Origin of the sequence: Moorena sp. SIO4A5 (genome assembly GCF_010672005.1) — a bacterium.
GTDB lineage: Bacteria > Cyanobacteriota > Cyanobacteriia > Cyanobacteriales > Coleofasciculaceae > Moorena.
In genome coordinates this window covers 1-20,585 of the sequence record NZ_JAAHHZ010000076.1, presented here as the reverse complement: position 1 = coordinate 20,585, position 20,585 = coordinate 1, and the positions used below count along the sequence as shown (strand labels likewise).

14 protein-coding genes are annotated in these 20,585 nt (G+C 43.7%); 3 read left to right on the top strand and 11 right to left on the bottom strand.

The genetic code is table 11. The annotated features are described in order from the left end of the window. The first annotated feature begins 381 nt into the window (after positions 1-381). Complete coding sequence (locus tag F6K57_RS21975) at positions 382-780, top strand: DM13 domain-containing protein (protein WP_293026314.1); 399 nt, start codon at positions 382-384, stop codon at positions 778-780. Positions 781-819: 39 nt separating this feature from the next. On the opposite strand, the gene F6K57_RS21970 is transcribed toward F6K57_RS21975, so the two are convergent. From F6K57_RS21970 to F6K57_RS21925, 10 genes are all read right to left on the bottom strand, one after another. Then, positions 820-2,034, bottom strand: coding sequence for a bifunctional sterol desaturase/short chain dehydrogenase (locus F6K57_RS21970; protein ID WP_293026342.1), 1,215 nt, complete (start codon positions 2,032-2,034; stop codon positions 820-822). Between the two features lie 213 nt (positions 2,035-2,247). Continuing rightward, complete coding sequence (locus tag F6K57_RS21965) at positions 2,248-2,997, bottom strand: ABC transporter ATP-binding protein (protein WP_364303754.1); 750 nt, start codon at positions 2,995-2,997, stop codon at positions 2,248-2,250. A 723-nt stretch (positions 2,998-3,720) separates the two neighbouring features. Further along, complete coding sequence (locus F6K57_RS21960) at positions 3,721-4,245, bottom strand: chemotaxis protein CheW (protein WP_293026312.1); 525 nt, start codon at positions 4,243-4,245, stop codon at positions 3,721-3,723. 303 nt (positions 4,246-4,548) lie between these two features. Beyond that, a complete protein-coding gene (locus F6K57_RS21955) occupies positions 4,549-8,340 on the bottom strand; it encodes a response regulator (RefSeq protein WP_293070639.1) in 3,792 nt (1,263 codons plus the stop codon). 88 nt (positions 8,341-8,428) lie between these two features. Continuing rightward, positions 8,429-11,470, bottom strand: coding sequence for a methyl-accepting chemotaxis protein (locus F6K57_RS21950; protein WP_293070637.1), 3,042 nt, complete (start codon positions 11,468-11,470; stop codon positions 8,429-8,431). Between the two features lie 233 nt (positions 11,471-11,703). Beyond that, positions 11,704-14,475, bottom strand: coding sequence for a methyl-accepting chemotaxis protein (locus F6K57_RS21945; RefSeq protein ID WP_293070635.1), 2,772 nt, complete (start codon positions 14,473-14,475; stop codon positions 11,704-11,706). Positions 14,476-14,483: 8 nt separating this feature from the next. Beyond that, positions 14,484-14,759 (bottom strand): hypothetical protein, encoded by a 276-nt coding sequence (locus F6K57_RS21940; RefSeq protein WP_293025326.1) that lies wholly within the window; start codon positions 14,757-14,759, stop codon positions 14,484-14,486. A 133-nt stretch (positions 14,760-14,892) separates the two neighbouring features. Then, positions 14,893-15,438 (bottom strand): chemotaxis protein CheW, encoded by a 546-nt coding sequence (locus F6K57_RS21935; protein ID WP_293025328.1) that lies wholly within the window; start codon positions 15,436-15,438, stop codon positions 14,893-14,895. A gap of 29 nt (positions 15,439-15,467) precedes the next feature. Continuing rightward, positions 15,468-15,833 carry a response regulator gene (locus F6K57_RS21930; protein ID WP_293025330.1) on the bottom strand — a complete coding sequence of 122 codons (366 nt, stop codon included), beginning with the start codon at positions 15,831-15,833 and terminating at the stop codon, positions 15,468-15,470. Positions 15,834-15,931: 98 nt separating this feature from the next. Beyond that, positions 15,932-17,140 (bottom strand): response regulator, encoded by a 1,209-nt coding sequence (locus F6K57_RS21925; RefSeq protein WP_293025331.1) that lies wholly within the window; start codon positions 17,138-17,140, stop codon positions 15,932-15,934. On the opposite strand from F6K57_RS21925, the gene F6K57_RS21920 reads away from it, so the two are divergent. Together F6K57_RS21920 and F6K57_RS21915 are read left to right on the top strand one after the other, a co-directional pair. Then, positions 17,140-17,307, top strand: a complete 168-nt coding sequence (locus F6K57_RS21920) for a hypothetical protein (protein WP_293025332.1) — start codon at positions 17,140-17,142, stop codon at positions 17,305-17,307. The two genes, F6K57_RS21925 and F6K57_RS21920, sit on opposite strands and share 1 nt — an antisense overlap. Before the next feature lie 504 nt (positions 17,308-17,811). Continuing rightward, positions 17,812-19,065 carry an FtsX-like permease family protein gene (locus F6K57_RS21915; RefSeq protein ID WP_293070632.1) on the top strand — a complete coding sequence of 418 codons (1,254 nt, stop codon included), beginning with the start codon at positions 17,812-17,814 and terminating at the stop codon, positions 19,063-19,065. A 225-nt stretch (positions 19,066-19,290) separates the two neighbouring features. Here F6K57_RS21915 and F6K57_RS21910 read toward each other — a convergent pair. Next, positions 19,291-20,585, bottom strand: a 1,295-nt coding sequence (locus F6K57_RS21910; RefSeq protein ID WP_293070630.1) for an NB-ARC domain-containing protein, incomplete at its 5' end; no start/stop codon positions are given.

Sequence of the window (20,585 nt, the reverse complement as noted above, 5' to 3'; positions counted from 1 at the left end):
TCAACCAAACTAATAAAATAGTATGTGACTAATCTAGATAATATTGATAATATATTAATATAACCTGAGCTAAATATTAAAATTTACTTAACTTACCAAGTTTGGGATATATTAATGGATAAATTTTTTAATGAGCTAGAGTTGAGAAGTATTCACTAAATTTCTTAACCAAAACTCAGGTTAATGCCACCGAAGACTAGACATAATAGCAAAAAGAGTAATGTTTCCACGAGATAGATAATCTGATGAAGCTTAACTATTTAGCGATCTTTGGTGCTACTGCCTTTTTAAGCGTAGGTTGTGTAGCAGGAGTACCTGGGAATCAAGAGTACTGTTCAGGCAAAACCCTCTACCTCTAGGTCTACGACAACCAAGATTGATGTGTCCACTGTTCCAGCTGCTGAACCAGCTAGAACAGTGGCACAGGCAACAAGTAGATCAGGAAATTTTGTAACAGCAGCCCATTCTACTCAAGGCATGGTAAGTTTATTCACAGACAATGGACAACGTTACCTGAAGTTTGACGAAACCTTTAAGACCGATAACGGACCCGATTTAATGGTGCTGTTGCACCGCCAAACTGTCCCCAAATCCTACAGTAAGGAAAATTATGAAAGTCTTGGTCCTCTTCAGCAGGTCAGTGGGACTCAAGGGTACCTTATCCCTGCTGATGTTAATCCAGAAGACTTTAACTCTGTAGTCATATGGTGCCGTAAATTCAACGTCACCTTGGCCTTTCGGCCACGCTACGCGAATGGCTACGCCACCCTTAGTAAGTAGTACCACTAATTACTAATAATTAACCCAAGTTCCTAAGGACTAATGACTAAACAGCCTATAGTACAGGCTGACAAAAAATTCCTTGACTGGAAACGCTAAATAGGTTATCGGATTAATCGTCACAATGATGTTACGCACATCACGAGTGGCTAGATTAAGGATTTGTTGGGCTACCCAATCCGCTGACATGACCCCAATCGGATTGAGATTACTTTTAAATGGTCCGAGGATTAGTTTACGTACTACACAAGGAGCATCTAGACGACGGAGGGTAACTAGGTCTCCTAGGGTACGTTTGCTCAGTTCATACAAAGGACTAAACGCTGGACTAACTTCCGCTTCCGAAGTATTAACCCAAACTTCCTTGCGAGCAATATCTTGGTTCGTCCGAACAGTGGATAAAAACATCTCCAGCAACCGCCAACTTGATAATGTGTTGACCTCGTAGGATTTTGCGATCGCATCGGCTGTCCGTTCTTGATGAACATTGATGCCGTGATTGAGAATTAGAATATCCAAATTTTCCAAATGTGGGGCTAGTTCGGACTCTTTACTCACTTGCCAAGTGAAGGTTTTTACTGGCAAGCTTTCACCATTGACACTTAACGTAACAGTTTGTTCTTGGGAGGTCAGAGCAATCACTTTTGCTCCCCGTTGCTGGAGATGGTACAACAGTGACTGTCCCAAAGTTCCCGATGCTCCCGTCACTGCAATAGTTTTCCCTTGGAGCGATAGTGCTGTCCCCATCAGTTTGTCTACTAAAGTCAATGTGCCGCCATAGTAAGCCTTTTGGTTATCAAAGTGATGTCGCCAATGGTAGCTGCGATTTACCATCCAACCGGAAGGAGGACAGAGGAATGGACCCGGAAGGTGGGTTCCATCAGTCAACTTATCAGCTCCCTTGATGCCATAGCCACGAGCGATCGCACCAAATAGAAATACCATAGAGTACACAGAACCAGCCAAAGCTGCCCAATGCATATCTGGTGTCCAGGTATAAGCCAACCACCATAGCACCAACCCTAACATTAGCATGACCAAGGCTTCTGGCACATCATTACGCCAGTGCGCCTGTCGATATATGGTATCACTGACAGCAGTTAAATCCTGACGGAAGACCCGATGATGCCACACATGCAAGCGATACAGAGGTTTCCAGTGATGGGACAGGAGGTGATAGAAGTCTCGCACCAGTTCTACCCACAGAATAGAACCCAGTCCCAAAACCCCTATAGCTAGCCAGAAATTTACCATAAACATGATTATGATGCCTAGAGTGAACAGTAATTTGTCGTGTTGGCAAATTGCCCATTCACATCATAATTAGGTAGGTAGGTAGAAGTGAAACTAACATGCTCACGGTTGACCGTTAACACTCACCTGTGAAGCATCAACTTTCAACCATCAACTTTCAACCTTCAACCTTCAACCATCAACCTTCAACCATCAACCTTCAACCATCAACCTTCAACCATCAACCTTCAACATACCATCTTCCATATAAGACACTTGGTCAGCTACATCGATAATACGAGGATCGTGGGTTACCATCAGCACTGTGCAGCCTTTATCCTTAGCCAGACGACGCAGAAGCTCAATGACTGTATGACCACTGTGAGAGTCCAAGGCTGCCGTTGGCTCATCTGCCATAATTAGGGGTGGCTCTTTAGCTAAAGCCCGCGCGATCGCTACCCGTTGCTTCTGCCCCCCTGACAAGTCACTCGGTCTAAGATGTCCTTTCCCCTCTAAACCAACCTGCTCTAATAAGGTTTTTGCCTGCTGTCGAGCGTTGACCCCCCGAATGCCCTTAATGTTTAGCACAACTTCCACATTCTCTGCTGCTGTCAGAGCTGGAAATAGGTTGAAGTGTTGGAAAATAAAGCCAATGTGTTCTCGTCGAAACTCTGCCAGCTTAGTTCTAGACATACCGGTAATTTCTTGACCCAGTAAATAGACTTTTCCTAATGTCGGGGTCAGTAATCCCGCCAATATTGACAAAAGGGTAGTCTTGCCAGAGCCAGACGGTCCCATTAAAAGTTGGATATCACCACGTTTGACTTCCCAGTCTATTCCTTTGAGGACTTGAACACGGTTTTGTCCTGACTCGAAGTCCATCTGCACCCCTTTAGCAAGAATGGAGCGTATACCATACTTAGGTAAATCTATAACTTTAGATACTTTAGAGCCGCCCTTAATCAGTTTTTTGGGAAACACCATATATTAAACTTTAGCAGCACCCGTTGACTAGACTCTTAGGTCGTACTGCTGGAAATTGACGACTCCCCATCGCTAAAGCTAGGGGATTCTGGCAGGTTGATCGGCGAACCGGCGACCTACACTGAATAAAAACGTTTTGTTTCACATCAGAGGGACTGGCCATAAGTTCTACTGCTAGAGATAAGACTTATTATGCTACATCTTAATCTCTAGATGGGTATTGTCGGATACTTGTTCCGATTGCTTCTACTTGACCCTTATCCCTTATAGTGCTAAGGATCGTAGATAAAAGCGTAGGTGGAAGCTACACCTGTGAACTACAATAGCCTGAGCTTACGCTACAGCAATGGATTCGGACTTCACAAGGAATTGCCTAAATTTAGTTCCCCAAACCCAGGTCTTATATTCCTGCCCTCACCAGCAGTCCTAATTTCTAAGACCGATGATTCTGCTTGGTTGGTTTTTTGGCAACAAGGTTTTTTAACTTGGTTATCGTCAAAGCGCGTTTTTGATGCTAGCAACTTTTTGGCACAATTCCCAGAAAAAGGCTCTCCCATACGACGCTCATCAAGCACGGATAGAGCGCGGGACTTCTCCCCTAACCTTTAATTCTGGCAGATAGCTATTTTATAATCTAAAGTATAACATAAATCTCATCCACTGGGACTATCCCCATCCCATCAAGCTAGGGGCAAAGATAGCTGATTGCTGATTGCTCAATGCTTAACCCCTTTTCGCACTTTGAGAAACCCAAGGCAGCAATTGATTAACATCTAGCAAAAAGACTGTCAAAGATGTATTTTCTTGGGGAATCACCGCAACATGACTAGCAATTCCTAGGGTATCAGCTTGACGAAAAGACTCTGGTAGGGTACGAATATCACTCACGGAAACCTCTATCAAATTCGGTGTTTTGAGTACAGGGATACCAAATCGTTCACCCATTGTATTTTGAGCAATCAGCAGGAAGCGTCCTGGGTTAGAAGTGCTGATTTTGCTAGATTTAAATAACCGGCGATGCAAGTCGATAATAGGAATTTCCTGATCATCGATATGGGCAATGCCAATATCATTGAGTCCACTGCTATAAACAGTTGTATAATTAATTACTTTTTTTACACACTCAATCGGAAATGCGAAATTGATGCTGTCTATTCTAAAGACCACTAATTTTAAGAATGATGTAGTATTCTGATTTTGCAATCGATTACTATCACTCAGCTGGGAGTCAATTAAGTTATTTTTCATAATATCGAATTCATCTTCATCTTGTTCAAATAAGTATGAATGATTAAAAATTACAATTATTATAATCAGGATTTGTAAGCAATGGTAATTAAATAGATTAACTCACCAGACTAAGTTGGTAAAGTTAGGATTAAAAGTATAATGATGCACTATAATTCAAGGCTATGGGTGCAAGTAAATGATTAGTAGTGGAGACCCCTCAAGAAGCTAATTGCTTATTGCTTTGAGCTAAACGCTGATTAGGAATGGCTGATAGCACATCAAGTAGCACCATCTGTAGCGCATTAGCTGATCAATTAATACTTAAACTTCAGATTTACTTTGTTCAATAATGTTTTTTATTTTTCCAATAAAATCTTGTTCAATATAAGGTTTAGTAAAGTAAGCGTTAGCCCCCAAATGCATTGCTAAACGCTGATGTTTTTCACTGCTACGAGAGGTAAGCATTGCTATAGTAATTTTTGATAACTGAGGGTCTTGGCGACGTTGACCAAGAAACTCAAAACCGTTCATATTCGGCATTTCAATATCACAAATTATCATCTGCACTTTCGAACTTTGCCGCAATTGTTCCAAGGCTTCGTGTCCATCCCGAGCCTGTAAAACTCGGTAACCCGCTTTTTGCAAGCTCATAGCCAAGGTTCGTCGTAAACCTGTCGAATCATCCACAATTAAAATTGTGGGAAGTGGAGCAGTTTTAGCAGGAGTTTGAGTCCGGTTAACCGATGACTTTTTCTTAGTGGTAGCTTCGAGTATATGAGACAAGCTTCTCGGTTTAGTCTCTTCTTGGCTTTGAGCTAAAAATTGCTCTAGCAGGGCGTTACCATCCATCACCGGAATTAAACTACCATCCCCCAAGATGGTACAACCATAGGTATAACTGGGAGCCGCAAGCACTTTGCCAAAGGGTTTAATCACTAGCTCTTGCTCTGTGATCACGCGATCGATTTCTAACCCAAAAGCCTGCTGCTCTCGACGCATTACTACCAGAGGTAATGCCCAATCTTCAGGAGTGGGGACATAGACTAAAGCTTTGCTAGGAGTAGTTTCCCTGACTGGACAGTTATATTCCAAAAGATCAGACATGGTATAAGTGGGAACCATTTGTCCGCGCCATAGCAAAAACCGTTTTGTCCCAGATTTTTGCATCTGATCCCCCTTGGGAACTACAATTTCCTCAATACTGTCTGATGGTAAAGCGATAACAATTGGACCGACTGTAGCAATTAGTAATTTAGCAATGGTGAGAGTTAACGGCAGGCGTAGGGTAAAGGTTGTACCCTTACCTGGAGATGAGGTGACAGATATTTTCCCTTTGAGAGCTCGAATTTGAGAGCGTACTACATCTAAACCTACTCCCCTACCAGACAGTTCACTGACTTTAGCTGCGGTGGAAAATCCTGGCTCAAAAATCATCTTTAACAGTCGGGATGGGGGAGCTTTAGCAATTTGTTTGGCTGACAACAATCCCTTGGCCAATACTTTTTTACGAATGCGTTCAATATTAAGACCTTCACCGTCATCCTTAACTTGAATAATGGTTTGATTGCCTTTATGGTAAGCCCGAATTTCAATTTGTCCTTCCTCTGATTTACCTCGTTTGCGCCGAATTTGAGGGGATTCAATGCCATGATCAAAAGCATTCCGGAGTAAATGTAGTAAGGGGTCATAAAGTTTTTCCAGCACTGCTCTATCTACCAAAACCCCTGTACCACTAAGCTTGAGTTTTGCTGGCTTGTGGTGTTGGGTAGAAAGATCCCGTAAAGCCCGGGGAAAGCGGTTGAGTACTTGACCCAGAGGCAACATCCGCGCCCACATCAGCTCGTCTCGTAGCTGAGAAAGCATTTGCCGCTGTTGTTCCAAGGTCTGATCAGACTGCTGAGCAAATAGGGTTATATCCCCCACGGCTTCTTTAAGCAGCATCATTTCTTCCTGTAGTCCTTGGATCAAAGCATGGACGTTGCTATAGCTATCCATTTCCAAAGAATCAAACAGGGGTTTGTTAAATGGGTCTGACTCACTCTCTAGGCTCTTTTGGCCTGACCACGTTACCGATTGCTGGGGTGAGTTTCTCTCACCGACAGAATTCGTCCCTTGCTGGTTCAACTCATTCTGACTAAGGGAGGCAAAGCTAGGATTTGACACCATTGATCCAGCACTTGAGGCACTCGCTAGACTCTGATCAGATAACTCTTGTATTTGACTAACAATGGTTTGACAAAGTTCAAATCTTTGGGTTAGTTCCCGCACTGCTGCTTGTAATTGTTCATTTTGCAGGCCAATACTATTGCGGTTGATCACCAGTTCCCCTACCAGATTGTTCATCCGTTCTAGTCGCTTTAAGTTAACCCGGACTGAACTCTCGGGGGAGATAGAGGTTGGACTTTGGCTGGGATGCTGTGACGGCTTAGGAGTAGATTGATTAGATCGAGTAGGTTGATGCTGCTGGGATTTCGCCGATTGAGTGGGTGGGTTGATAGCTAATTCATTGGCTAAGAATGCCGCTGCTGGTAGGGTTGGTGGTGATGGAACATCTGAAGCAGGCATATCCTGGAGCGGTGGCAGGCTTTCAAAGATTTGTTCAATCTTTTCTACTGCAGCTTCCAGGGTTTTTGGTACCTCTAGGGATGAGTTCTTGAGGGGAGCAGAAGCAGTGCTTGATGGATTGGGCGAGTTCGCTACTGGTTTAGATCCTGGGCTAGGGTCAGCCTTAGCTTTACTCAGGTCTTGCTGGTCTTGCTCCGAGTGTGGAACAGTTTCTGCTGTCGGGGAAATGGTTTCCTCTGGGAAAGATGCTTCTGCCTCTTGGACTGGGTTAACTTGATCCTCTGAAGGGGTAGATTGATCAGATGGTATGTCTTGACTGACTTGCCCCAAGTCACTAGTTCTGAGATCAGCAACAATCGGTGGGCTCAGAGGAACTTCCTGAGCTGGCAGGTTCACTTGGGGTTGCTGGGCAGTAGTTTCAGTTTCCTGGGCTAGAGCAATGTCTTCAAAGAGTAAGGTCTGTTGATCTTGGTTAAAGTTGTTAAAAATATCAGTAACATCAACTGAGTCGGTAACCTTCCAAGATGGTGGCTCAACAGTTGCTTGATCTAGGTCAGTTTCCTGATGGGCAACAGTGGGTGAGGTCTCGAAAGTCTCTTCGACTAGTGGATTCAGTTGGGATGGTTGGGTAGCGGTTTGCTCGGATAAGGTAAAGTCTTCAAAGGCATTGGTTGCTTCGCCTAGGTTAAAGTCACTAAAGATATCTTCAAATTCAGAGGTGGTATTTAGACTATTTGTGATGTCATTAGCCGGAGGAGCAGGGGCTTCTGTTAAAGCAACTAGAGCAGTCGAGGGATTTCCCCCTTGAGTGCGATCGCCTGCTAGTACAGCAGCTCGTCCTGTTGTAAAATCAGCTAGGGCCAGTTCAATAATTTTCAAGACTTGGTGGGGATTTTGCTCTACTGCCGCTACAGCCGTTTGGGCAATCGCTCCAAATCCGGACAAGTTCAGTAACTCAGCAAAGCCAGCAAATACGTCTGCTTGTGCCTTTAATTCCCCCACCACCTCATAATTTTGGGGATTGGCTAGGACAGAAGCAAGACGTTCTAGTCCCTGAGCCACATCAACCTCAAAAATAGAGGATACAATATCAATACCTAAGTCACCGGAACTAGGAATGTAGTTATCAACCTGTGTTAGGGCATCACCGAGTCGTTCTTCAATCTGGGCATAAGTGGATTGAGCCCTGGCTAGGGCTTGCTCTGGGTCAAAATAGCCTTGCTCAATTTGCTGGATGAGGGGGTTCCGGAGGCAGTCATAAGCTTTGAGCAGCAAGCTTTCTAGCTCAGTATCAAGTTGTACCTCGTCGCTGTAGAAAGCCTTGAAGATATCTTCGAGACGATGAGCCAAGGTTTTAATTGCCTCTAGCCCAACACTGGCAGCACCTCCCTTGATGGAGTGAGCGGCTCGCATTAAATCGTGGATCTTAGCCGTGGTTCGTTCTTGCTGGAGATTCAGTAAGCCTGTCTCGATCAGTTGCAACAGCTCTGGTGCCTCTTCGATAAAAAACTGATAGGCTTGGTCTTGGATCTCAGAGTGAGTTGCCATGGTTCTTCATTGGTCATTGGTCAAGAGAAAATTGGAAATTGGTCATTGGTCATTGGTCATTAACAAAATACTAATAACTACAATGACACTAACTCACCTTGAACTTGCCCACACTATCTTGCAGTTGCTCAGCCACTGTTAGCAGTTCTTTGAACGAGTTAGATACTTGGCTGACTTCTGTGGAGGTTCTATTCGCGATCGCTGCTACGTCAGCCATAGTGTCAGTCACTGATTCGCTGGCTTGGGTTTGCTCAACAGCTGTGATGGCAATTGCTTTGACCAACTCATTTATCTTGACCGTTACGGCAGTAATTTGATTCAAACTCTGCCTGGTATCATCCACCAGTTTAGTCCCAACTACCACTTGCTCAGTTCCCTCTTCCATAGCGGTTGCCACCTCATTGGTTTCCGCCTGAATGTCTGCTACCAGCTTTTCAATTTCCGCCGTTGCCTCCGCCGATTGATGGGCCAAGGCTCGTACTTCATCAGCAACTACCGCAAAGCCTCGACCGGCTTCCCCAGCACGAGCCGCCTCAATAGCGGCATTGAGGGCTAACATATTAGTTTGCTCAGCAAAGCCACTAATCAGGTTGACTACCTTAGAAATCTTTTGGGACGATTCCCCAAGGCGTTTGACCTTCTTAGCCGTACTACCTACAGTTTCCCGAATCGCCATAAAACCTTCTACAGTGCGGTTCATAGCAGCATCTCCGGCTTCCACCGTTTGAGCTGCTTGTTTAACTGCAGCTTCGGCTTCAGAGGCACTGGCAGCCACAGAGCGAGTTGAGACTGTCATGTCATGAATTTTTTGTAAAGCATTAGCAATTTCCTCCGCCTGTCGTAAAGCTTCTGTGGATAGCTCTCGGATCGCTGCTTCATCTTGAGTAGTGGTGGTGGTGACTTGCTTAGTTGCCTGTTGCACTTGCACCACAAGTTTCCGCAAGCTTTCGATTGTAGCATTGTAGGAATCGGCAATAGTTCCCAATTCATCGGCAGTCACTTGGGCTCGAATAGTGAGGTCTCCTTTACTAACTGGCTCTACTTCCATCAACAGTTCTAGAGCACGCTTTTGCAGCTCCTCTTTGAGCTGGCGCTGTTCCTGAGCAAGATTTTCGGCTTCTTGGCGGGCTGCTTCCATTTGTTCTAAGGATGTGGCTCGCTGCATAACATTGCCCAGCTGAACAGATAACTGCGTCAGGAAAATGATTTCAGACTCTTGCCACTGGTGTGGGGCCCTACAATGATGAGCAATAAGTAAACCGTAGAGTGTTTCTGCGTGGACAATTGGTGTCACTAAATTTGCTTTGATTTGCAATCGTTCCATCAACTTCTCGTGGTCACGATGGAAACCTGCTTCAAATACATTATTGGTGGCAATGACACGCCCATGTTTGTAGGCATCAAGCAGTTGCTGTGGAATACAAGCATCTTCAATTTTCTTCTCAATCCTATCCTCAACCATATTTTCAACTGCTTTCGGCCAACCCGGTTGAATTGCCTCGAATTCAATGTAGCCACTACCATCCGGATTCAGGCGGTAGATAACTACCCGGTCAGCATTCAATTGATTGAGGGCTTTTTCCACCGCTTCTTGGAAGAGAGCTTTGAGGTCGAGAGATTTGTCGATGGGGGTAGCAGCAAGGTTAATAATGACCTGTGTCCGATTTGCTTCTCGACGTACCACGTTTTCCTGACTGGTAACACTCTCAGCCATTTCATTAAAGGTCCTAGCTAGCTTACCGATCTCATCGTTAGTGATCAGATTGCTTCGGACTTGGCGTGACCCTTGAGCAAATTGCTCGGCTAAGTTTTGTAGCTGCTGGATAGGTTTAGCAATGGCTCGTCCTAGCAGAATAGCTAGTAATATATCAGCAGTCACAGCCAAGATCACTACTACCAACTGTAGGAGTAGCTTGTTGCTGAGGAGGAAGTTGAGTTGAGCTTCTGAGGTTCCCCTTACCAAAAGGGCAACTGGCTTACCACTAAAATTATTTAGCGTCCTGGCAGCGATTGTATAGGTTTCCCTCCCTATCTTGATGCGTTTGGTAATCGGATTACCCTGAGCTGTTACCGCTTGATTCAGGAAAGGGGTATCGGGCAAGAAGACTTTCGGTTGAGCTTCTGCTAAATTGGTACTTTTACCCTGGTCTAAGGCAGTTGCCAAGACAAATTGACCATCCGGTTGACGTAGATATACCGCACTATAACCTCCCCCAAAAGACTTTAGGGTATCCTCGACGATAGGCAGCTTGCCATTGACAATATCCCCAGAAACCAGTACTCCCAAAACTGCCCCTGTGTCGGTGGCTCTAACCGGTGTGACGGTGTAGCGAATCAACAGATTGTTTTGCTGGACAATCCCAGCAGGTAGGAAGGGAGACTCTTGAGCAACTTCAGACCAGCTGACCAGTTCACTGGTTTTAATTTGCTGAGGATTTTCCAGAACCTGACTGACTAAGTCATTGGGATCGAAAAACTCCGCAGTTCGATCAGCATTAGCATTGACAAGAATTCGCCGATCCTTTCCCACCAACGTGGCATATTCAATCCGACGAGTCTGGATTTCTTGCTGAAGAATATCTTTCACTTGTTTAAGCAACCCGGGGGTTAAGGGTTTACCTTGAGCATAGGTTTGAACCGCTTGAATAATTGCGCTATTGTCAGATTGTCCCCGAAAACCAAACCCCATCTGATTAATTTTGATATTATAGATAATATCCATAACCGCCAATTCTGATTTGGCTTGGTTGATTAATTGAGCACGACCTCCTGTAACAATCAAAAAAGCCCCCACACCTGCTAAGCCAACTACGGAGATCACTTCTGATGTGAACAGGGCTAAGAGCTGTTTACCTTGTATAGGAAGGTTATAAAACCATTTCAAAAATAAAGATGGAAGTCTTTGGGGTGGTGCAAGCTTTGACTGGATTAACTTAGGTAGTGGTAGCAGTGATTTCCCCAGTTTAGTTTTCAGGGTAGATTTTGACAGATCCAAAGCTTGGTAGCTGCCATTATGACCATTTTCTGATAATTTATAAGCTAAATTATCAGAAAATTTAAGATCATAATTATCAATCTTGTGACCATTGTTATCCTTAAGGGAGTTATTCTGAGGAGGAATTTGAGTCATGGAATACGCCCAATTAATTAAAAATAGGTAGTTTCTCGTTGTGAAGACACCCAGGGTTTGGACATCGCTGCCACCATTGCCTAACTCGGGGTGACTGAAAAACTTCAGAAGTTACAGCCATAGAATTCCCAGTCAATCTTGTTGAGATCACAGTTGCTTTGAAAATGGCAATTAAGAATTAAGAATTAAGAATTAAGAATTAAGAATTAAAAATTAACAATTGACTAAGAACACTAACTCACCTTGAACTTGCCTACACTATCTTGCAGTTGCTCAGCAACTGTAAGCAGTTGTTTAAACGAGTGGGATACCTGCAACGCTTCTATGGAGGTATGATTAGCGATCGCTGCCACATTAGTCATAGTCTGAGTCACTGAAACGCTTGTTTGAGTTTGCTCAACAGTTACGGTAGCGATCGCTTCGACCAACTCATTAATCTTGACCATTACTGCAGTGATTTGATTCAAACTCTGCCTGGTGTCATCCACCAGTTTCGTTCCTCCTACCACTTGTTCAGTACCAGCTTCCATGGCAGCTACCACCTCATTGATTTCCATCTGGATTTGTGCCACAATTTTTTCGATTTCTGCCGTTGCTTCTGCTGATTGATGGGCTAAGGCTCGCACTTCATCCGCAACCACCGCAAAGCCTCGACCTTCTTCCCCAGCACGAGCTGCCTCAATAGAAGCATTTAACGCTAGCAAGTTGGTTTGAGCGGCAAAATTACTAATCAGGTTAACTACTTTAGAAATCTTTTGGGACGATTCCCCAAGGCGTTTGACCTTCTTGGCAGTGCTGCCTACAGTTTCCCGAATCGCCATAAAGCCTTCCACAGTGCGGTTCATAGCAGTATCCCCAGCTTCGACTGTCTGAGCCGCTTGTTTGACTGCAGCTTCAGCTTCAGAGGCTCTAGCAGCCACAGCTTGAGTTGAAGTCGTCATGTCTTGAATTCGTTGTAAAGCTGCCGTAATTTCCTCCGACTGTCGCAAGGCTTCTGTGGATAATTCTCGAATCGCTGCTTCATCTTGAGTAGTGGTGCTGGTAACTTGCTTCGTTGCCTGTTGCACTTGCACCACAAGTTTCCGCAAGCTTTCAATCGTAGCGTTGTAGGAATCAGCAACAGTTCCCAATTCATCGGCGGTCACACGGGCACGGATCGAGAGGTCTCCTTTACTAACTGGGTCTACTTCCATCAGCAATTCCAGTGCGCGTTTTTGAAGCTGCTCTTTAGCCGTCCGTTGCTCGGTTTCAGCAATTCTTTGCCGTTCCAAGAGGTTGATCCGGTCAAGAGTTAGTCCCACTTGGTTAGCTACTTGGGTTAAGAAATCGATTTCCGAAGCTTGCCAGGCTCGAGGTTCACTGCATTGGTGAGCAATTAATAAGCCCAAAAGTTCCCCTTCAACCAGAATTGGGGTAACTAAATTGGCTTTGACCGCAAAGGGTTCTAACTGCTTCAGGTAACACGGGGTCAGACCAGCTTCATAAATATTCGGTGTTGCCTTAACTCGACCTTGGATGTACTTATAGACGTAATCCTTTGCAAAGCAAGGGTCAGCAATTTCCGCACCGAGAGCCTGGGGCCAACCTGCAGCCACGGATTCAGCAATGACAGTACCTTTCCAATTGGGGTCAAAGCGATAGACAACCACTCGATCCGCATCCAGCCCTTGTCGGCTCCCTCGCACTACCATATCCAGGATATCTTGCAGGTCAAGGGCTTGAGTTAGCTGAATCGTAATGTCTTTCAGTTGCTTAGCACGCTTAGCGTCAAGGCTTTGGTCTTGTACCAGAACTTTAATCCGGGCGACTAGGTTATTAAAGGTGTGAGCTAGGGTTTGGGTTTCTGCGGTACCACTTGGTTGAGCAATCGCATCTAAATTACCTGCAGTCACCTCCTTGGCTGTATCAGACAATTGACTTAGAGGAGCAGATAGGCGGCGGGATAAAAGCAGAACAACTACCAAAGTTACTGCTCCCAAGGCTAGGGCTATTAAGATAAACGCTACAATTAACTCATTACCAGCGCTTTGCTGTTCTGATTTGTCCACAGAAGCAACGGATACCCAATCTGTGTGTGGGTTAGTCACAATGGTATAGAACTTATCTTTATAGAGGAAGTCAACAATTTTTACCTGCTTTCCCGTTTTCTTCTTATAGGTCGAAAGTCTTTCTTCCTTTAGTGAATACTTAGCTTTGAAACGATTGAAGTCTTGCTTAGTATTAATAGTTAGCTGGGTCGGTGCCTGGACTAAAAACTTAGCAATTTCCCAAACTGCTTCACCCCCAATGATATCTTCCTCATCCAGACTACCTTCAGGGGTGAGGGTACTAATTACCATGCCTTGGCTAGTGTCTATCAGCTGCACTTGTTGGGAACCCATCAATCCGATATGTTCTAGATAAGGGAACAGTTGCTCTAATTGATTCATGGGTAGCACAGCTTTAATCACCCCAAGAAATTCTCCTGATTGAGGATCCTTGATTGCCTGAGCTAGATCAAAACCAAAGACATTAGCTGAATCATCAAAGTCCAGTTCACTGACCCAACGCCCTTGACGCTTTGCTTGTTGCCACCAGTCTTCATCCCTTTGCACAAAGTCAGAGGTGGGATTACTATAAGCAATGTTGTACCCATAGCGGTCAGTGACAAATAATTCCCCTAGACCTACATCCTTAACGATTCTCTTTAAGTAACGATTGAGTTGTGGATTGGGTTGGAGGAGCTTTGTGTTTTGAAAACGTAATTCAATCTCGTGAATAGCCAGTTTCTGAAGTTGTTGCTGTTGTGCGGTTTTGCTACTAGCATGAGCTGCATTGATGACTAAAGGATTACTCCCTAATAAGGTTGGTACAGTAAAGGTATCCTTAATCAGTTGGCTAGCTGCTTCACCAGCAATTAGAGCTTGCTCCTGCTGCTGTAATTTATTTCGCTCTTTGTCATGGTCGTGAACAATTCTGTAACTTACTAGGCTAGCCAGAGTCAGAGGAATCAATACCGTTGGCATAATCGTTGTCAACAACTGGCGGCTGAGAGTATTTTTATTCCTCTGATTTTTTTTTTTTCAGTTTTGACCAGTTCCAGGAGCTGATCTTCTGCGTTGATATCTTGGTCTGGCAAATGGTTTACCTTGGTCTCAGGTTCTTTTAACTCTTGAACAACCCGCAATTTAACGTTAGGAATAGTTGACTCAGGTAAGAGTGTCTTCACCAGCGCCTTTTTTGATTTAGCTATCTCACTATTATTGGTAGTGTTGCCATTGACATTAAAATTATTCGTTGCTTTTTTCATGATTAAATACTTAATAAAATTATTTTTTAAACCGTATTTTTTTTATAAATTTAAGCTTTAAAACTTAAAATAAATAATTATTAGTTATAATAATGAAATAATACGTTCAAGTTACATTCGATGAATAGTATAATTAAAACTTGGTATTAAAAATTAGTTTTCCATCAAAAACTACTAGCATTTCACCACCATGTTTCAGCCAATATCCCTGTAAAAACTTTGCCAATTCAGGATTCATGCTTGATGACGGCAGAGGTTGAATCAAATCGGGATTGCACCATTCAATGTCCTCTACCCGGTTGACGACCAACCCTAGCATTTGGTTGTATTTAACGCACTTAGGATCATGAGACTGGATATGCAACACTAAGGAGGTGTAGTGTGATGTGTTTACCGGTTGCTGATGCCAAGGAGTTAGTCCCACAATGTGTCCGAGATCGACCATCCAAAGAACTTCACCCCGCCAGTTGTAAACACCCATCACCCAAGGTTGCATATGGGCAATTGGAATAATTTGACCAACAGCAATAGTCAGCACTTCAGTCAGCTGATTAATTGGCATTAAAGCAGTAGTATCAGGTACTAGATGAAACCGCAGAAACTGCTGTCTAATTTCATTGGCAGCAGTTTCTGTCGCTGATGATGGGGAAGCTGAAGCTGGGATAAACTTGGATACCATGATGATCTCTGTTTTTTTATAGCTCAGATTTAGCCCTTGACCAGTTGGTTAATGATTTTTAGGAGTTCTGCGTTATCAACAGGCTTATACAGGTAAGCATCTGCTCCCTGCTTCAACGCCCAAAATTTATCCATTTCAGTATCTTTGGTGGAGCAGATTATCACAGGTATTTGGCTTGTATTAGCTTCATTTTTAAGGGTTCGACAAATTTCAAAACCACTGCGATCCGGAAGGACAACATCAAGGACAATCAAATCCAGCTGATTACTGCTAATTTTTTCTAGGGCTTCTGAGCCATTATTGGCAGTTAATACATTAAACCCATTTTCCTTGAGATAACCTCTGAAAATTTCTAGATCAGTTAATGAATCTTCAACAATTAATGCGGTAACCATTTTTATCCGATTTAAATAACTCTAAAATTATAATCAGGTAAGCAAGTGTTTCAACGGTTTTTTTTGTAAACACTTAAATTTCGGCTATCTAGTCAATTCTAATTAACTTGTTTAAGATGTTTAATGATAACTCTCAATACCTCTTCAGGATTGATGGGTTTACTCAGAAAATCTGAGGAGCCAACCATCTTAGCTCTCACACGGTCGATGATGCCGTCGTTACCGGTCAAAATCACGATCGGAGTATTGCGGAAAAAGGAGAGCCTACGCAATTGACCGCAAATTTCATAGCCATTAGCATTTGGCATGACCAGATCTAAAAATATCAACTCTGGCTTACTAGCTAACAAAGTAGCGATCGCCCTAAGTGCATCATTAATAGCCACAAAGCGATAGCCTTCTGAGGTAAGAATTTTTTCCATGCTTTGGCAGATCAGGGGACTATCATCCACGCAGGCAATCAAAGGTTTCTGCTCAGGAACAGTTTTTACCGATGTTTCGTTCGGAGGTAGTGAAACTGGAGCAGGTAAATCCGGAATCTCTATCAGTTCCACTAATCCTGATTGCAGGTGAGGTAGAATCGAGAGGGTAACTGCCCTAGTATCCCGTTTCATTAGTATGGCCAAGTCTCGTAGGGTATATTGTCCATTCAACAGCTTGGTCATAGTTTGGTAAGCCTGAGGGGATGTTTTAATTCTCAGTTGCTTGGGCTGCCTGATCATTGGTGCCCGATTAGGGCAGCGGTCTGCTACACGAGCACTTTGCCAAGCTTCCCAAAGTTGATCAGCTTCATGGATGACTTGCTCTGCGTCAATCAAGACCAGTGGTTTAAACAATGATGATAATGATGATGAGGAATCTGGTTTGATTTTATAGGTGATCTGCATGCCTTGGGTAACATCAAAAAGTATTTCTACCATGACAGACTGAATCATTTTGACGGCTTGATCACGGGTAACTTTATGCAGACCTACCCATAGGCATAGCAAATGATAGTCCCAACAGACATTGACATCTTCCCAATTGGTATTAGCTAGATCGTCTTGCAGTGATGAAAGCTGAGCAGATGTCTGAGGACAGTGAATGAGTAGGTTTCTACGCCACCGTCTCACTGGATGAGTCCCTCCGGTAGCATACATGAGGCGACCCATATAAATGTGAAATATCCATTCTTGTTTATTTGGATCACTTAGAATGAGTTGACCGCTAAACCGAGGCTGCTTCAAAATTTCAAACAACCCAGCTTGTTTGACGGAAGTAAACTCTTTGATTGGAATTAGAGGATAATTTTGTTTTATCGCCATCATTGCCTTTGGTTTACCTGATTGCCGTTGTCAGCAAAACTGATTGTCCTAGTGCTGCCATTACCGGAATAATTTGCCGATTGGGAAGAGGCTTTCTTAACCATAGGCAAGAAAAAACACCGGGAACAGTTAAAGACTTTCACCGAGATGCACAAGTAAAATATGATTGATCAGGTAACTGCTAGCTCAATGCTACAGAATTTTATGAGGTTGATGTATCCGTGAGTTTACACAAATTACAAGAGAGACACTATGGGGTATTTACGCATTGACGGAAGTTTTTGATTATTTATGACCTTCTATGCCAGAAAACTACTGAAATGTATCAATCTTGCCACTGAGCCGTGTTGCCATCTTGGCAGGGATTTACAAAAATTTACTGGTTAGTTAATGTTAGTTAATTAAAAGTCTATGAGTTACACTGGCTTTATGACTTTGACTGTAAGTATTCAGAAGAACGCGCTACACCCATGAAACCCTTGCCCTATTAAGTTCTGGAAGCTTTTTAAATCAAGAGAGTAAGCCCATGGACTAGTTTTCGTGACTGGCGCTTGGGATCAGGTCTTCTTCGAAGGCAAGGTTGGGAGAAATAACAATTACCAAAAACCCACACCTTACAATTTATAAGCTCTCGGACGTGATATTACTTAAAAGTTATCTCGGCATAATCTCCTATGGTCTCTATTGCTCGCAAAAACCTCTGGGCAGACATTCCTCGCTTTCTGGTCGCTCAAGCAGGAATTATGTTTGCCGTTAGCCTAGTCACAATCCAAACTGGTCTGCTCAACGGGTTCACTCGCTCTACAGTTCTTCTGATTGAGGGATCCGAGGCCGATATATGGGTAAGTTCTGACCGAATGGTTCAGTTTGAGCTAACCGAGCCACTTTTAAAGAATCAGCTGGATCAAGCTCAAGGAGTCAAAGGTGTGGAGCGAGCAGAAGCACTACTGATGGGGTCAGGTCGATGGCGTCCTCTTAAGGGAGATACCAGTCCTGTTACGTTGATTGGATTTGACCTAGGGGGAAAACTGTTCCAACCCGGAACAATCACTCGGGGTAGACTGAAAGCCCTTAAGGAGCCTTACACGGTTATGGTGGATCAAAGCAGATTACCGACGCTCAATCTCAGAGATATCGGTGATACCGCTACGGTTAACTTCTTGCCTGCTCGATTGGTCGGCTTAACCACGGAGAGTCAATCCCTTGTAGCTAGCCCATTCTTATTTGCTTCCTTAGAAAATGCCAATACCTATATCAACACAAGCTATACCTCTAAGCTTAACTGCACTGTAGAATCTTCAGATAATTTGCAGTGTACCACTATTTACGAAAAGTCAAAGTCTTTGAATAAGTCTGATGAGTCGGAGATTCCTGAACCTACACCTTTGACCCTGACAGACCCCATTACCTATATCATGGTAAAGGCTAAACTAGGTCAGGATCTTGAGCAACTCAAACAGAATTTAGAAGTTGCTTTACCCGGGACTCGTGCTTATACAAAGGTTGAAATGGCACGCAGGACCCGAAATTACTGGCAGGTGCGAACAGGTCTTGGTTTTGTATTGGGTCTAGGTGCTGCTGTGGGAGTGATTGTTGGCATGGTAGTTGTCACTCAGATTCTCTACGCCTCAGTTTCTGACCATATCAAAGAGTTTGGTACCCTAAAAGCAATGGGCGCACCGGATCGGTTTATTTATAGTGTTATAGTCGAACAAGCATTGTGGATGGCTGTTCTTGGTTATGTGCCTGGTATGCTCCTTTGCTGGGGGTTGAGTGTGTGGGTTAAATCAAAAGGAATTATCCTTTTGATCACACCAGTGTCTGCCACAGGTGTTTTTGGCATAACTGTGGTAATGTGTGTCACTTCCGGTTTGTTCGCTATCCAAAAGGTGACTCGTATTGATCCAGCTATTGTATTTAAAGCCTAGAAACCCTGTTGAGTCATATCATATCCAATTTAATACTTATCATTCTTGGTTGTTGGTAACTTGTTAATTTTTTTTTATTTTAAAGTGTTAATTGACCGTTGACCATCAACACTTTAAAATTAACGACTTACCTGAATAGGAATTGATTAACTGGAATCGATATCACCCAATTATAAAATTGAACTTTTAATAGTTTCAAAAAATTAGTCAACTGGGATATTATGACTATTCTCGCTCAGCAATTAATTGGTTAGTCACTTCCATGACTGCAGGAGGCAAGGTGAACCCGCCTTGAGATTTTTCCACTAGAGATCGCTGTCTCAGGGAGGCTAGAGCCCTGAGTAATTCCTGAGGCGATATCTCCAGTAATTCATCCTGTAATTGAGTTAGAATTACAGGTTCTTTGTGACTAGCCATTGTATATATAATTTTATGTTCCAAATCTGATAACCGATCTAAGATTTCTTCGATAAAGTCACTAACGTCATGGGTAAATAGGGTAGTTGCCAAAAAATCGGTCACACTGCCATCAAAAACTTCTTTGATGGTTATGGCAACAAGTTTTAACATCAAGGGATTCCCACGATACGCCTTAATTAAATAGTCCCAGTTTTTCTGCCCAGACAATCCTTTTTCCTGCAAAATATACTGAGCGGCTTCCCCTAAACCTTCAAGTTTTAAGGAACGCACAGGTGAAGTCTCTCCTTCTTGTAACGAAATTTCGCTGAGTTTCTCCTGAGTGGTAATCAACAAACAGCTTTGATGGGGTTCTTCTCCCCAGCGTCTGATGAATTCACCATAGCCTTCATAGCCTTCTCGGTAGATGCCCGCAAGTGTACCAATCTGTAGAATAGATTCGGCACCGTTGAGGACTATCAAACAGCGGTGTTGGCGGCAGTACTCAATTAGTTGGGAGATACGCTCCTTGGCAGTTTGACAACTAGGGAGTGGGTTTGACCCCTCGGCGGTTTCATATCCTACAGTTTCTAGGGGCCCAGATAAAGATTGGAGCAGTGCTGCTAGGATATCCTCTAACCGGGGTGCCTGACTTAAGGAACGCCATACCACATACTTGAACTGATCCTGAATTTGTTTAGCCAGCTTCACTGACAAGGTGGTTTTACCAATCCCTGCCATACCCTGTAGTGCCACCAATCGGCAACGATCCTTAACAATCCATGTTTCTAACTGGCGTAGTTCTTCAGTGCGACCATAGAAAACAGAAACATCTGGTGCCTCACCCCAATCCATGTGCTTGGGGTTTGAGGATTGGACAGTAGAGATAGGGGTATAGCTTCTGCAGTTAGAGGAGATATCCTGGGTTTCTATATGAGTCTGATAGCGATTGACCAGCAGCTGTTGCAGTTTGGTTAGCTTTACAGGCCCTGTCCCTGATATAGGAAACTTTTTGTAGACCTCGCTGAGTCTTTTGCGCACTGCATGTTCACTAATGTCGAGGGTTTTTGCGATCGCGTTTGTCGATTGACCCTCCATCGCCAAAGCCACAACCTCCAGCTCGG

Coding starts and splice junctions, on each gene's coding strand:
- F6K57_RS21970 (WP_293026342.1), bottom strand. CDS start 2,034: ATGGTAAATTTCTGGCTAGCTATAGGGGTTTTGGGACTGGGTTCTATT.
- F6K57_RS21965 (WP_364303754.1), bottom strand. CDS start 2,997: ATGGTGTTTCCCAAAAAACTGATTAAGGGCGGCTCTAAAGTATCTAAA.
- F6K57_RS21960 (WP_293026312.1), bottom strand. CDS start 4,245: ATGAAAAATAACTTAATTGACTCCCAGCTGAGTGATAGTAATCGATTG.
- F6K57_RS21955 (WP_293070639.1), bottom strand. CDS start 8,340: ATGGCAACTCACTCTGAGATCCAAGACCAAGCCTATCAGTTTTTTATC.
- F6K57_RS21950 (WP_293070637.1), bottom strand. CDS start 11,470: ATGACTCAAATTCCTCCTCAGAATAACTCCCTTAAGGATAACAATGGT.
- F6K57_RS21945 (WP_293070635.1), bottom strand. CDS start 14,475: ATGCCAACGGTATTGATTCCTCTGACTCTGGCTAGCCTAGTAAGTTAC.
- F6K57_RS21940 (WP_293025326.1), bottom strand. CDS start 14,759: ATGAAAAAAGCAACGAATAATTTTAATGTCAATGGCAACACTACCAAT.
- F6K57_RS21935 (WP_293025328.1), bottom strand. CDS start 15,438: ATGGTATCCAAGTTTATCCCAGCTTCAGCTTCCCCATCATCAGCGACA.
- F6K57_RS21930 (WP_293025330.1), bottom strand. CDS start 15,833: ATGGTTACCGCATTAATTGTTGAAGATTCATTAACTGATCTAGAAATT.
- F6K57_RS21925 (WP_293025331.1), bottom strand. CDS start 17,140: ATGATGGCGATAAAACAAAATTATCCTCTAATTCCAATCAAAGAGTTT.
- F6K57_RS21915 (WP_293070632.1), top strand. CDS start 17,812: ATGGTCTCTATTGCTCGCAAAAACCTCTGGGCAGACATTCCTCGCTTT.